The organism is Parapedobacter sp. GCM10030251, from assembly GCF_042666505.1.
In the GTDB taxonomy this organism is placed as follows: Bacteria; Bacteroidota; Bacteroidia; order Sphingobacteriales; family Sphingobacteriaceae; genus Parapedobacter.
Map to the genome: position 1 here is coordinate 414,803 of NZ_JBHTDN010000003.1, position 14,924 is coordinate 429,726.

At 50.9% G+C, this 14,924-nt stretch carries 8 protein-coding genes; 6 read left to right on the plus strand and 2 right to left on the minus strand.

What is annotated here, in order from left to right; translation table 11 throughout:
• Positions 1-86: 86 nt before the first annotated feature.
• The gene (gene murQ, locus ACFQRK_RS10940) at positions 87-905 is read left to right on the plus strand and encodes an N-acetylmuramic acid 6-phosphate etherase (protein ID WP_379006499.1); all 819 of its coding nucleotides are present in this window, start codon (positions 87-89) and stop codon (positions 903-905) included.
• Between the two features lie 21 nt (positions 906-926).
• A complete protein-coding gene (locus ACFQRK_RS10945) occupies positions 927-2,417 on the plus strand; it encodes a sodium:solute symporter (protein ID WP_379006501.1) in 1,491 nt (496 codons plus the stop codon).
• A 53-nt stretch (positions 2,418-2,470) separates the two neighbouring features.
• Here the strand turns inward: ACFQRK_RS10945 and ACFQRK_RS10950 are convergent, their stop codons facing one another.
• Complete coding sequence (locus tag ACFQRK_RS10950; RefSeq protein ID WP_379006504.1) at positions 2,471-4,015, minus strand: SusD/RagB family nutrient-binding outer membrane lipoprotein; 1,545 nt, start codon at positions 4,013-4,015, stop codon at positions 2,471-2,473.
• Between the two features lie 19 nt (positions 4,016-4,034).
• Positions 4,035-7,229, minus strand: coding sequence for a SusC/RagA family TonB-linked outer membrane protein (locus tag ACFQRK_RS10955; protein WP_379006506.1), 3,195 nt, complete (start codon positions 7,227-7,229; stop codon positions 4,035-4,037).
• Positions 7,230-7,444: 215 nt separating this feature from the next.
• Between ACFQRK_RS10955 and ACFQRK_RS10960 the strand changes: the two genes are divergently transcribed.
• From ACFQRK_RS10960 to ACFQRK_RS10975, 4 genes are all read left to right on the plus strand, one after another.
• Positions 7,445-8,692: a DUF1684 domain-containing protein gene (locus ACFQRK_RS10960; protein ID WP_379006507.1), complete on the plus strand. Its 1,248-nt coding sequence runs from the start codon at positions 7,445-7,447 to the stop codon at positions 8,690-8,692.
• A gap of 448 nt (positions 8,693-9,140) precedes the next feature.
• The gene (locus ACFQRK_RS10965) at positions 9,141-12,158 is read left to right on the plus strand and encodes a SusC/RagA family TonB-linked outer membrane protein (RefSeq protein ID WP_379006509.1); all 3,018 of its coding nucleotides are present in this window, start codon (positions 9,141-9,143) and stop codon (positions 12,156-12,158) included.
• A gap of 11 nt (positions 12,159-12,169) precedes the next feature.
• On the plus strand, positions 12,170-13,543 hold the full coding sequence (locus tag ACFQRK_RS10970; protein ID WP_379006510.1) for a RagB/SusD family nutrient uptake outer membrane protein: 1,374 nt from the start codon (positions 12,170-12,172) through the stop codon (positions 13,541-13,543).
• Between the two features lie 14 nt (positions 13,544-13,557).
• Complete coding sequence (locus ACFQRK_RS10975; protein WP_379006511.1) at positions 13,558-14,913, plus strand: DoxX family protein; 1,356 nt, start codon at positions 13,558-13,560, stop codon at positions 14,911-14,913.
• Positions 14,914-14,924: the final 11 nt, after the last annotated feature.

Here is a 14,924-nt window from a genome sequence, read left to right on the forward strand (position 1 = left end):
CTTTATCAACATTTTGGTTTGTCGGGGAATGGCGATTTCAGCGGCTACCAACCACCAAAACAGTAAATACAACAACGAGAGCGAGAATGACAAATATTACGGAGAAAGAATCGAATTACGAGAATTTGGACAAGATGTCTGTGGGTGAGTTACTGGTAAATATTAATAACGAAGATCAAACTGTCGCCGGTGCAGTGCAGAAGGCTATTCCTCAGATCGAGCGGTTAATCGAGGCGACCGTATCGTCGATGAAGAAAGGCGGCCGACTATTTTATGTGGGTGCCGGAACAAGCGGCCGCTTGGGGATTCTGGATGCTTCGGAGTGTCCGCCCACGTTCGGTGTTCCGTACGATTGGATTATCGGTATCATTGCTGGCGGCGATACGGCCATCCGAAAGGCTGTAGAATTTGCAGAGGACGATGAGGAGCAAGCTTGGATTGACTTACAGGAATATGGTATCAATAAGAAGGATGTGGTTATCGGTATTGCTGCGTCGGGCGGCACACCTTATGTGAAGGGTGCGCTGCAGGCGGCCAATGCCGTAGGATTAGTGACCGGATGCATTGTCTGCAATGCAAATACCGTTATTGCCGCGGAAGCAACGTATCCCATCGAGGTTATCGTGGGGCCCGAGTTTGTCACGGGCTCTACACGCATGAAAGCGGGTACGGCGCAGAAATTGGTGCTGAACATGATCAGCACCTCCGTAATGATCCAATTAGGACGGGTTAAAGGAAATAAGATGGTAGATATGCAATTGACCAATAACAAGTTGTTCAGTAGGGGTATCCGGATTATCATGGAGGAAACCGGCATCGACGCTCAATTGGCCTCGGATCTATTGGAAAAACACGGCAGCGTACGTAAAGCCATCGAACATTCTCGTGTAGCCGATCATGATTAGAACCCTAGCCATCCTTGCCATATGACGCCAGCTATCCTGCTTCTTTTCTTAGTTGTTTATTTTGCACTTTTACTGACTGTAGCCTACCTAACCTCACGTAAGTCGTCAGACAATGCTACATTTTTCGTGGCCAACCGGAGTGCTAAATGGTACATGGTGGCGTTCGGTATGATCGGTACGGCATTGTCGGGAGTCACATTCATCTCGGTACCGGGTGCCGTCGGAAATAGTGATTTCGGCTATTTCCAGTTCATTCTGGGCAATGCGGTTGGCTTTATCATCATTGCCTACGTGCTATTGCCGTTGTACTACCGGATGAACCTCACCTCCATCTACACCTACCTCGAGGAGCGCCTGGGGCATCGGAGCTATAAAACAGGTGCGATGATTTTCCTGGTGTCGCGCACGATCGGTTCCGCGTTCCGGCTCTATCTGGTGGCGATCATTTTGCAGTGGTTTATCTTCGATGCATGGAATATCCCCTTTGTGGTAACCATTGCCCTGTGCCTGCTGCTCATCTGGCTGTATACCAATAAAGGTGGACTGAAAACCATCATCGTTACCGACATGATGCAGACCTTCTTTTTGGTATTGGCTGTTGTCCTGTCGATCTATTTCATGGCAGATAGCTTGGGATTGGGGCTTGTGGAGACGATTGAAACGGTGAAGGATAGTAGCTATTCTCAGATTTTCTTTTGGGAGGATGTACTGGGCAACCGGATCCATTTCTGGAAGCATTTTCTTGGCGGTATTTTCGTGACCGTGGCGATGACCGGACTGGACCAGGATCTGATGCAGAAAAATCTGAGTATGAAGACGATCGGTGAGGCGCAGAAGAATATGCTGACATTCACAGGGATTTTTGTAGTCATTAACCTGTTTTTTCTGTCGGTTGGTGCATTGTTATATCTCTACGCAGAGCAGAACGGCATCGATATTGCGAGCTTGCCCACACCGGATTACCTGTATCCTGAAATTGCCCTTCATCACTTGGCCATCGTGCCAGGTATGGTATTTATGATGGGCCTTACTGCGGCAACATTTGCCACTACAGACTCGGCGTTGACAGCACTGACCACGTCGTTTTGTGTGGATTTCCTGAATTTCAACAAAAAAGTAGACCCCAACGATCGCATGCTTGTAAAGACCCGTAATCGGGTACATTTTGCGTTTTCATTGCTCATGATGCTGGTGATTCTGGCATTCCGTGTCATTAACGACGACTCGGTGGTAAACGCCATATTTACGGCCGCCAGTTACACTTACGGCCCGTTGTTGGGGCTTTTTGCATTCGGTATCCTCACCAAGCGACCGGTTGCCGACAAGCTGGTTCCCTACATCTGTGTATTATCGCCCGTGCTGTGTTACCTGGTCAATACGTATTTCCTCGTTCCACACACGGCCTATGTCGTTGGCTTCGAATTGATCATTTATAATGGGGCGCTTACCTGGCTGCTGCTGTGGTGTACCTCTTTTCAAAATCATAAAGCCAAGCAACCGCTATCGAACTGAAAAATCCCCAAAATCACAACCACGGTCGGCTGGATTTTGGGGATTGGCTGGTTCTATTTATTCCACCACAACTTGGTTGTGATGACGTCGTCGCCCTGATTGGCGAGCGCATCCTGGTAATTGGATTGATTTACACTTTGCTCCTTGGCAGGGTAAAACAACCGCTGCGGTATGCCATCGCCGAAAATGGGGTCGAAGCGGTAAGTGGTTGTCCCGTTGGAGGTAGTGCGCTGCCAAATGATATCATTGGGCTTCACCAGAAAGGTGGGATAACCGGTCCGTCTGATTTCAGACCAAGCTTCCAACCCTTGCGTGAACAGGGCGAAGTATTTTTGGGTAAGTACGGTTTCGCGGCTTGCAGGTGGCAGACTGGCGGCGTAAGCTTCGGCATCAGCGGTTGCAATGCCCCATTTTTCAAGTGAGGCCTGCACGCCGCTCCGGTATTCTGCATCACGCCAGTTGTTGTGTTCGGCGATGAGGAAGGCCACCTCCGCATATTCCTGCAACGTTTCGCCGAAATCCGCTGCATTTACGACCGTTCCCGGCAAGCTGATGTCCGTAGGTCCGTTGATGCCCGCAGCTTCCAACGGAAGCCCATAGGGCTGACCGACGTATTGATCGTCTTTGTTGGGTAAGGCATAAACACCCAATCGGGGATCTTCACTATGAAAGGGACCCAGTTCACCTTTCAGGGCATTTACCAATACATGTGATATCGCGAAATCTTTCCGGTTGGCGGTGACTGTCGCACGGTAAAGCGGCGCTTCATTGGGGGCATTGGCGGCATAACGGAAAACCGCATTGTGCGCATTGGAGGTGAATACGCCCTGTTCAATGGCTGCTTCAATATGCTGGATTGCCAAATCAGGGTTTTTTGTCCGAATGCGGGTGGCTAGCCTTAAGCGCAGCGAGTTGGCAAACCGGGCCCACAATTCGTTGTTACCTTTGTAAATGATATCGGAGTTGCCGAAGGTATTCAGGCCCTTGTATTTCCACAACGTATCGGCAGCTTGACGGAGTTCATTGAGCAGGTCTTCATAGATTTTCTGCTGCGAAGCATATTTGGGTGTATAGTTGTCGGGATCCTGTTGCAACGCCTCGAAATCCGGATCACTGTTTCCGTAGGATTCATAAGGGATGTCGCCAAACACATCCGTGAGCGAGTGGAACGTAAAGGCTTTCAGTACCCGGCTGATTGCAATCTGATTCGCATTCATTCCGGCGGTTCCAGCGGATGCGATTGCTTTCGTGTCTTCATCCGTATTGAGCTTAATTACCTTGTTGAGGTTATTGAGGGCTTTGTATGCATCGGCCCAATAAGCATCTGCGTAGCTCCTAGGGATGTCATAGCGCGACTGGTCTGTGTAGATATTCTGGCTGTAATATTGCGCGAAAAGCTGGGTTCCCCTTAACGAAAAATTCTCGTTCCGGATGTTGTCCACCAGTTGTTTCTGAGCAGCCAGAATAATGCTCGGTGTGGGCACATTTGCCGGTCGGTTTGGATCCGTATTAATTTTTTCAAACTCGCGGTCGCTGCATGCGCCCAAAGCGAGCACAACTGCAGCGGTAAAAAGGATATTCTTGATTATTATCTTCATGATAATAGGATTTATCGGGTTAAAAATTTACGGTAACATTCAGTCCATAGGTAGCGGGTATCGGAATATTACCGCCTTCTATGCCTTGCACGTTTCCGCCAGTGTTCGTAAACTCAGGGTCGATGTATTTGCTTTTCGTATAGATGTTCCAGAGGTTCCTGCCGTAAAGAGAAACATCAAGCCCAGATATACCGATGTTGTTTTTGATGTTGAACTGATAGCCAAGCGTTACCTCTCTTAGTTTGAAAAATGTTGCATCGAAGATGCTGAACGTGGTCGGGCCGTTGTATTCATTGCGAGCCCAATCCTGTGCGGATATCCGCGTATCATTCGGCCGGATATTGGAAGTGGTATAGGTGCCGTCCGGATGGAAAACCACGTCCGCTTTCACGCCATCGACGATAACTCCATTCTCGCGTATGCCGTTTGCTGCGGTGCGGTCAAGAATGCCGGAATACATTCCCACTTTGTAGGTTTGTGAAAAGAAGCTCCCGCCCACGCGGCCATCGATGAGAAAGCCAAACGTCAGATTTTTGAACCGGAATTGGTTCTGAAATCCGACGAGGTAGTCGGGCAGCACACTGCCTAGTGGAACCAATTGGCTTGTTTTCAGGTAAGTGCCATCTTCCTGCACTACCCGCTGCCCGTCAGGGGTATATACAAAATCAAAACCCAGCAGTTGCCCGTACGGTTGCCCTTCGCGTGCCACAAGTGTCACCAAGGTGTTGCTCAATTCAAGCGTGTTTACGCCTTCGTCGAGCTTATCTACCCGGTTTCGGTTCTTTGACCAATTGATCGTGCTGTTCCATTCAAACGCATCGTTCTTGACGGGTGTGCCGGTGAGCGTCACCTCGACGCCCCGGTTGGTTACCCTGCCAGCGTTCAATATTTTGGCATCGTAACCGAACGCTGCGGACACGGGTACCGGCAGAATCTGGTTTTTGCTGATGTTGTCGTAGTAGGTCGCATCCACACCCAACCGGTTGTTGAAAAACACAAGGTTTGCCCCAACTTCCCACGAGCTGGTGATTTCAGGTTTAAGCAACGCATTATTCAGTATTTCGGGTAGGCTGTAGTTGGGCGTTCCGTTAAAGGCGGGAAAGGCTTCAAAAACCTGCCGCAGTTGATAGGGGTCCGTATCGTTCCCCACCTGCGCCCATCCGGCACGTACTTTTCCGAATGTAAGAAACGAAAGGTCTTGCAGAGCAGCGAGTTCGCTGAAGACAAAGCTTCCGGTTATAGAGGGGTACAGAAAAGAGTTGTCAGTGGTAGGCAGCGTCGATGACCAGTCGTTGCGAATGGTTCCGTCTAAGTAAAGCAAGTCGTTCCATCCGGCCGAGAAGCTGCCGAAGAGTGAATACACCCGTTTGTGGTAAAACCCATTATTGTTAATTACGGCGGGCGCATTTTTCAAATGGTAATATAACGGTACAATCAATCCGCCCTGAGTGAGTCCATCGGTAATGCGCCGTTGTTGGTCGCGGATGTTTCCGCCCAAATTACCCGACAGCGAGAATTGCGTCCACTGCTTGTTTGCCGAAGCAATGAACTCATAGTTATATTCGTTGAAATGATTGCTGTATTCCTGGTACTGCGACTGCGATCGTGAATAGACGGCGATGCGGTCCTGAAACTGATGGGCATACACGTCGCCGTGTACGCGGCCCGAAAGGTCCAGCCAATCCGTAGCCTGGAGGGTAAGCCCGATATTGCCATAAAGCCGGTCGCGTTTTTCTTCGAGGTAGCTTTCATAGGCCGACCAATAGGGATTGTCGATGAACCGTGTGGCCTCCGCTGCGGGCGTGTCCTCGTATCCCGTACGGTTCCATGCCCGAGGTGTGCCATCCGGCCTTTTGTAGTCTGCAAGCCGCTTGTAGTCGACTTGTACCCCGCCCCACTGGAAGGCTTCGAGGATGATGTTGCGGTTCGAGGCACCCGCCCAAGGCCGGCCCAGCGTATTGTTGTGTGTGTAATTGAGGTTGCTGGACACCTTCAACCGGCCGAACTGTGTCGATCCGGCGAAATTCAGCGTGTTTCTGCCCAAGCTGGAGTTTGGAACCGTGCCCCTGACATTGCGATTGGTATACGACAATCGGTAGGCCGTATTGCCCGAAGAGCCGGAAATGGCGAGGTTGTTGGTATTGGAGATGCCGGTACGGAAGAAGTACGAGACGTCGTGTTCGGGATACACCCAAGGCTGTGGGTTCAGGTAGTCGGCCGGATATTCCGGATCCAGGTTATACCAGTGTAGCACCGGTGTCCCGTCTAGCTTGGGCCCCCAGCTTTCGTCTGCCGCATAATCGACTAAGTTGTACTGCTGGCCGTTGATCGTAGCGGTGCTGAATGACGTGGAATAGCCCTGTCCGTATAGGTTCTGACGCTTAGGCAACCTGACAATGTTTTCCAATTCGATCCCCGTGTTCAGCGTGATGTTAAACTTATCCTGTCCCTCGCCCTTTTTCGTGGTAATAAGAATGACGCCATTGGCTGCACGTGAGCCGTAAAGTGCAGCCGCCGAAGGACCTTTAAGTACGGAAATATTGGCAATATCATCGGGATTGAGATCCTGGATAAGGTTGCCGAAGTCTTTGCCTGCACTACCGTTGATCATGGACGAGCTGTTCAGGTCTGCGTTGTCAATCGGTGTTCCATCGATGATGTAGAGCGGCTGGTTGTTGCCACTTATGGAATTGATACCCCGAAGCAAAACGCGCGTGGAGCCACCGATATTACCACCGGAAGGGATAATTTGAAGCCCGGCAACCTTGCCGGATATGGCGCCGAGTGCATTAGCCGGCCGGGTCGACAGTTCTTGGGCATTGACATCCTGCACGGCATAGCCCAATGCCTTTTTCGCTCTCGAAACACCAAAAGCCGTCACGACCACCTCGTCGAGACTTTCGCTGCTGCTGGTAAGTTCGACAGTCAGCGGACCGGAAGGCTCACCCACAGCGATTTCCTTTGGGGTGAATCCGATAAAAGAAAAGATCAAAATATCGGTAGAAGATACATCCCGGAGGACGAAGGTGCCTTGTTGATCCGTTTGGGATGAAATCGGTTTTCCTTTCACCGTTATGGATACACCCGTCAGGGGCAATTGGGATTGGGCGTCGATGACGCGGCCGGTAATATCGGTTTGCTGGCCGAACGCAATCAGGGGTGTCAGCAAATAAACGAGGTATATATAGATACCCACACACGTTGTCTTGTTCATGGAAATGCGAGTTGAAATGAATATAAAAAATAAATAGTAGAAGCAGGGCCGCAGAAATCAGCAGCGCATTCGCATTCGATGCGAAAGGGGGCAAATGGAGAAATTGTGTTTTGCGGAGGAAAAACTTCGTGTAAAGAACGTAACCATATTAATGTCTATTAAATTAGTAGACAAAAATAGATTATATTTGTGAACTATTCAATTCTTTTCAAGATATGACGAAAAAAGTACAATTCATTTCAAGGTTACTCCTAAGTGCGTCTGCTTTTTGTTGCTTTATGGTGTCGGCCAAAGGTCAGTATAACGTAGATAGTGTCCGGTCATCCCGCCAGTTGAAACTGGAAAGGCTGGCGAAGGATCCCGGGGCACCGCTAGCAATGGAAGACATCCAGCATATCCACTATTACGATCCGGACAGTACCTTTCGGGTTCGTGCGCAGATTGAACGGTTGTATAATGAAGTCGCTTTCCGCATGCCCACCTCCGATGGGACCAGCAAGGAATATGTGCGGTACGCGAAGGTCCGGTTCAGTTTGCGTGGTGTACCCAGTGAACTGACCGTGTACCGAAGTGCAGACCTTTTTGTCAACCCGATTTACCGGGATCATCTTTTCCTGCCATTCACCGATCCGACGAACGGTAACGAGACCTATGGTGGGGGGAGATATATCGATCTTTCAGTGAATGACATCCAAAACGGTGGCGTTGTGATCGACTTCAACAATGCTTACAATCCCTACTGCGCGTACGCCAGTGGTTATCGCTGCCCTTTTCCTCCAGCCGAAAACCATTTAATGACCGCGATTCTCGCGGGAGAAAAAAACTATACGGGACCGATAAAAGAACGGCCGAAGCCCAAGGTACCGCCTAAACCGCTTACGGATATAGAGCAAGACCTTATCCGTTCCGGAGATACGGCACAACGGCTACGGGTTATCCAAGATACCGTGCCGGATGAGCTTCGTATGCTGAAGAAAACATCTGAAGACGTTGATCCCAGGGACGAATGGTTGCCACTATTGGCAAAACGAATGTACCTTGCTGTAACGGACACGTCGCATCCCGGAGTTGGGATAGCTGCCCCGCAGATTGGCATTAACCGGAACGTTATTTGGGTACAGCGGTTTGACAAGGCAGGAGAACCGCTAGAATTATACCTAAATCCCAAAATTACCTGGCGGTCCAAATTGCTGCGCAAAGGGCTGGAAGGGTGCCTGTCCATCGCCGACACCACGGGGCAGGTGCTCCGGAATTATACGGTACACCTCAGTTACCAGGATGCCCAAGGGAACCATCGCGAGGAACTGGTGGAAGGATTTACCGCGGTGATCTTCCAGCATGAGATCGACCATCTGCTGGGAATCCTCTTCACCGACCGACTAGCCGAACAGGAATCGGGTACGTATCACCGCATCAACGACGAAGTCGAATGGTACCTGGAGGAGCGCGTTAAGCGGCCGTAGGATTGGCTCGTTAGCCTTTGGACCCTTTTGCGTAAGTTTTGTTCGCTAACTGCGCATAATTTATACGTTTTATAGTCTACTAATATGGTATACATTTGTTTGGTTGCTATAGTGACCCTATTTGGTAATTAGCTATTAAAAAAAATGTATTCCAACAGACTTCATTCACCAAGAGCTGCCCAAGACATGCGGTACCTCGTTTCGTCGTATTGCGGACAACTTAAAACGACTCTACAAGCTGGATCGGGTAACGGTTCCATGTATATGTGTGGCTAAGGCCATCACATCCCAGCCTTGTTTACCGTGTGCCTTGTCGCTTGGCTGAACGGTAACTCATCGATTTTCGTCATTCATTTTTTATGTCGACCCCCCTTTGCGGTTTCGGTTTTGCCGACCGGGCCGGCCGATATGGCCGTAGCCGTGGCTAGACAAGATTCACAACATAATCATGATTAAAATAATACATAGTATTCTGTTATTGACGCTGTTATTTGCATTTTTCCGGTTTTCTCATGCGCAAGAAACGATGCCACTGATCAACTCGACGTTGGATGGCGAAGTGGTAGATGCCGCGACAAAAGAGCCGCTTACGGGAGCAACGTTGCAACTGGAAGGTGTGACCCACAGCACCAAAACAGATGGTCGGGGGCGATTCCGATTTGTTACCGGTCAGAAATTTCCCTATACGATCATCGTCTCTTATTTAGGCTACCAGACACGGAGTATCGTGGCTACAGGAAGTCCCATCACCATCGAACTGGAACCCGACGCCACGGGATTGGATGAGGTGGTGGTTGTCGGGTATGGCGAACAGCGTAAGTCCAACCTCATCGGAGCCATTGCCAAAGTAAATCCGGCAACCGTAAAGGCCATTCCGGAAGCGAGTTTCGATACCCAAATACAGGGTAACGTGGCGGGTGTACAAATAAACGGCGGCACGGGTATTCCCGGGTCGAATACGTTTATCCGTGTACGCGGTGCGACATCCATCAATTCCAGCAACGATCCGTTGTATATCGTCGATGGTATCTTTGTAAACAATGCATCCCTGCAAAGTGTGGCGGCCGACAGGAGCACCTCGCCGCTTGCGGATCTCAGTCCGGAAGACATCGAGACCATCGAGGTGCTGAAGGATGCCGCGGCCATCTCGATCTATGGGTCGCGGGGCGCAAACGGGGTAATTATCGTGACCACCAAGCGGGGTAAGTTCGAGCAGCAACCCACCGTCGCGGTCAATACATCGCAGGGTTGGGGTTGGGCTCCCAAGCAATGGGAATTGACTACCGGCCCGCAGCACGCGTTGCTGGTTGAAGAATACCGGGCCAACGAGGGGCTTGCGCCGGTGTTTACGGCGAATACGCGAGGACTTCCCGAAGACCAGCCGACCTACGACCGGCAGGCGATCCTCAATCAGACCGCCCGTTATCAGAACTATGCTGTTTCCCTGACCGGCGGGAGTGAACATACCAGCTATTACCTCAGCGCTACCCATGCAGACCAAGAGGGGATCTGGAAAACCATGGGTTTCAACCGGACGGGCTTCAAGGTGAATCTAGACCAGAAAATCACAGATCGGATACGGGTGGGAACCACCAATACCTTATCCCGGTCCATCCGGAATATCGGTCGGGCCGTGGGCAGCGGTGGCACGGGTGCGCTTTATCAGGCATCGGTAGATATTCCGACGTATCTGCCCATTTTCGACGAGGAGGGAGTGCCGCTGCGATGGGTAAATTTCGATAACATCTATTCGTTAACCACGGAAACGGATAATACTGCGGTGAGCAATCATTACATCGGCAATATCTACGGTGAGGCTGAGATTTTGCCATCCTTGAAGTTCCGTAGCTCATTCAGTCTGGATTACAACAGCTACGACGAGAATGAATATTGGAATACCAATCTGCTGCGGGGCATTGCCAATAACGGCGAAGCGATCCACAGTTATACCACGTCCAATTACTGGGTCAATGAACAAACACTGTCTTACCAAACGTCGGTTGCTGCCGATCATCACATCGGGATCCTCATCGGCAATCACATCGAAGGCACGTTGGTGACCAATACCTATGCCGCGGGAACAAATTTTCCCAACAACTCCTATACGCTCATTTCGGCAGCTGCAAATCAAACGGTCGAAGAAAGCTGGCGAAAAAATGCGCTGGTGTCATTTTTCTCACGGGTGGAGTACAATTTCCGGGGCAGGTACTTGTTGGAGGCAACGCTCCGGGCCGACGGTTCGTCGAAATTTGCTGCGGGAAATCGGTGGGGGTATTTTCCTGCCGTTGGCGCGGCCTGGCGGCTTTCGGACGAACCTTTCCTAGCCCATACGGGGGTGACCAACCTGAAGTTGCGGGCCAGCTACGGGGTGGCCGGTAACCAGAATGGTATCGGTGATTTCGCGTATCGGGGCCTGTGGGGCGCGGGTGAAGGGTATCCGGACAAGGGTGCAGCTGAGCTTCCGGGTACCGCGCCACTGCAATTGGCTAATCCCGATCTGAGGTGGGAAAAAACCAGCCAGTTAAACCTTGGCGTGGATTTTGGCATCTGGAACAATCGGCTGATTGTGGAAGCCAACTATTACCGGAAGTATACAACCGATGCATTGCTTCAGATATCCGTACCCAATTACATCGGATTCACATCCTATCTGTCCAATTATGGGGAAATCAGCAACCGGGGATTTGAATTGACCCTGAATTCGGAGAATATCCAAAAGAAAAACTTCACGTGGTCAACCGCTTTCAATATTGCGCAAAACAAGAATAAAATCGAAGTGCTGCCCAGTCCGATGTCGTTTGAAGACCGTTCTTTCCTCCGGATCGAGCAAGGTGTGCCGCTGTATTCGTATTGGCTTTATCATTTTCTGGGTGTGGATAGCCAAACCGGTGATATGCTACTCGAGGACGTCAATGGCGATGGCCAGATCACGCCGGCCGATCGGAAGGTGGTTGGCGATGCGTGGCCGAAATTTTTCGGGGGGTTGTCCAATAACCTAAGGTATCGCCACGTTGACCTGAATATTCAATTCACGTACTCGTTCGGTAATCGACTTTGGAACCACAATCGGATGCTTGGCGAACAAGGTGGAAGACTGGATGCGAACCGCGTAATTTTTGCCAGCCAGTTGAATCGATGGCAGCAACCGGGGGATGTGACTGATGTACCTCGCCTCACGCTGGAAAACTACAGTCGCCAGGAAGTAAGCCGTTTTTTTGAGGATGCGTCATTCATTCGTCTGCGCACACTGTCGGTGGGTTATACGTTCCCGGTTAAAAACAGCCATGTTTTTGACCGGCTAAGGCTTTACGTCGTGGGTACCAATCTGTGGATTTGGACGCCTTATTCCGGAGCAGACCCCGAAACACGCATCGAACGGGGAGAAAGCCAGAATATCCAAGGTTATGATTTTGCCTCGCCACCGACTCCACGCTCGGTACAGTTCGGTATTAACGTCACGCTTTAAGAGATAGCTATATGAAATTCAAATTTTTTAACAATAGAACAAAATGGTTCGGGTGCGTCGCTGTTTTCGCGATAAGTGCCGGTGGATGTGGTAATTTCCTGGAAATCGCTCCAAAGGAAGCCGTGGCGGCGGAATCGGCCATTATTGACGAAACTTCCCTGAATACGGCCATCCGGGGTGCATACCGTGCGTTGGGCGCTTCCAGCTACTATGGGGAGGGGTTTGTGAACCTCGGTTTTGTACCGACGGGCGATGTCATTTACAATGTGGCCGACAACCTGTCGGATTTAAATTTCCGCTCGACAGATGCAGCATTCGGCGGCCCGTGGGCCGCCATCTATCACACGATCAACATCACGAACCATATCATCGAAAAGGCGCCTGCGATTACCGATGTAAACCTGACCGATGCAGAACGGGAGGTCATTATCGGTGAGGCGCATTTCATCCGCGCACTGGCGTATTTTGATTTGGCAAGGGGATGGGGTGGTGTGCCGATCAAACTGACGCCAACCAATCGCCCCGACGATGGGAACGATATCCCAAGAAGTACACGTGAACAGGTCTACGAACGGGTAGAAAGTGAATTACAACGCGCGGAAGAGCTGCTGCCGGCGGCCGTCAACCGAATCAGGGCGACGAAATACACGGCCTGGGCACTTCGGGCCCGGTTAGCGCTCTATCGCGGGCAATGGGAACAGGCGGTTGCGTATTCATCAAAGGTGATAGCATTGACTGATGCGTTCCAACTTGTCGAGCCGTTTGCTGCATGGTTCCTCGGCGGGGTGACACAGACCCCTGAATCTATTTTTGAAATTGCTTTTTCCGCACAAAATCCAAATGGCTTGCGGACGCGCATGAGCTTGTTGGCACGAGGTGGAGAATACCGCTACCGTCCGGGCGATGCGGTCGTAAATACCCTGCGTAACCCGAAAACCGGCGGCGACCGCATCGCTTTGCTTGATAGTGTCCGCCAAGGCGGACTGACGCAGTATGCCGGAGCACTTTATTACCGGAGTCCGGCCACGGACCCCTCATACGTATTGCGAATTGCCGAGCAATACCTGATCCGGGCTGAAGCATATGCCCAGCTCGAACAGTTGGAAGAAGCCGCGATGGATCTCAACCGGGTACGGAGCCGAGCGAAATTGGATCCTATAGTTGCCACAACGCAGCCTGCCCTTCTTGACGCCATCCTGGAAGAGCGGCGGCTGGAATTCCTTTGGGAGGCCCACCGCTATTTCGACCTGGCCAGAACCGGGCGGCTCAAAGAACAGGTGGAAGCGCTGAAGCCTAATCTTCGCATCGAACCACACCTAGCACTTTTCCCGATTCCGGTGGATGAGGTAATACTCGGCGGTCTTGAACAAAATCCAAATTATTGACAAAAAGGTTTCATATGGAACGTATTATTTCTTCTGATTCCGCGGAATGGCCCAGCTGGAAACGTTACGGCTTCCGGTTTATATGCATCGCGCTGCTTCTTTTTATCTTACCGCTGGATGGGAAATTCTATGGGAAGCTGGTCGACATTCCTTGGCCCGATGTGCCATTTTATGACTTGCTGGTGCTGACGAAATACCAACCGCAGTTTTTCCCGCCGAGTTATTCTGGGGGGCAGTATCTGGAGTTTGTCAGTTTCTGGAATTGGCTGGTCGTTGCTGCGATTGCGTTGATCGGTACGGTCATCTGGACTGCCCTGGACCGGCGAAACCGGGCTTTTCCTAAGCTGTATTACGGATTGCGTGTATTGGTGCGCTACCGATTGGCATTGGCATTGATTGCCTATGGATTATACAAAGTGTTTCAGCTTCAATTGCCTTATCCGCCGCTGAGCAATTTGTTGACCAACTATGGCGACTTCTATGCGTGGAAGATTTACTATCAGACCACTGCAATCTCGCCGAACTATGAAACGTTTTTGGGCGCTGTCGAGCTTCTCACCGGTATCCTGCTCCTGTACAGGAGAACGGTCACCATGGGTGCTGGCTTGGCCCTTGGGTTTGTCGGCAATATCGCTGCGGCAAACTTCTACTATGACCTGGGTGAGCAGTCGTACAGTCTTTTGCTGGTGCTCTTGGCGATCTTTTTGTTTTCGGATGATGTGCCCCGGCTTTATCAGTTGCTCATCCGTGAAAAGCTGGCCGTTGCTGCGCGTTGGCGGCCTGTTTTCTCCGGGGCCTTCGGAAAACTCCGGATCGGTATCCGGCTCATCACGGTACTGTTTATCGCAGTCATTGGCGTTCAGGCGTATGGCGGTCGTGAGCCGGCTGCGTATAAGCTTCCCCGTACGCCGGGCCTGAGCAAGGCCGCCGGAAGGTACCTGGTTACGGAGTTTGTCGTCAACGGCGATACCATTCCCCATGCAACTGACCACCCGTTTCGCTGGCAGGAGGTGGTCTTTGAGGAATGGTCGACACTTTCCATTAAAAGTAACCGGAAAGTGACCATCGACAAGTCAAACGGTGAAGGGTATTATGAACGTGATATCGACCGGAATTATGAATTGGCGGGCATCGCAGGTAGGCACTTTTATCACTATGTGGCAGACTCCAGCCGGCACCGTCTCCTTTTGCAGAACAAGAACCTGCATCACCGGGAAGAGCAATTCACATTGGACTATCAACGGCCGACGGACTCAACCCTTGTACTTCGCGGCTGGATATCGCCGACGGATTCGGTACATGTAACGTTGGAAAGGTTGGCCAAAAAGTACCTGATGTACGAAGGCCGGCGGCGACCGGTAAAAATTTGACCTATTCATCC

Excerpts from the sequence above, each read along its gene's own strand:
- murQ (WP_379006499.1), top strand. The coding sequence starts at position 87 with ATGACAAATATTACGGAGAAAGAATCGAATTACGAGAATTTGGACAAG.
- ACFQRK_RS10965 (WP_379006509.1), top strand. The coding sequence starts at position 9,141 with ATGATTAAAATAATACATAGTATTCTGTTATTGACGCTGTTATTTGCA.
- ACFQRK_RS10970 (WP_379006510.1), top strand. The coding sequence starts at position 12,170 with ATGAAATTCAAATTTTTTAACAATAGAACAAAATGGTTCGGGTGCGTC.
- ACFQRK_RS10955 (WP_379006506.1), bottom strand. The coding sequence starts at position 7,229 with ATGAACAAGACAACGTGTGTGGGTATCTATATATACCTCGTTTATTTG.
- ACFQRK_RS10950 (WP_379006504.1), bottom strand. The coding sequence starts at position 4,015 with ATGAAGATAATAATCAAGAATATCCTTTTTACCGCTGCAGTTGTGCTC.
- ACFQRK_RS10975 (WP_379006511.1), top strand. The coding sequence starts at position 13,558 with ATGGAACGTATTATTTCTTCTGATTCCGCGGAATGGCCCAGCTGGAAA.
- ACFQRK_RS10960 (WP_379006507.1), top strand. The coding sequence starts at position 7,445 with ATGACGAAAAAAGTACAATTCATTTCAAGGTTACTCCTAAGTGCGTCT.
- ACFQRK_RS10945 (WP_379006501.1), top strand. The coding sequence starts at position 927 with ATGACGCCAGCTATCCTGCTTCTTTTCTTAGTTGTTTATTTTGCACTT.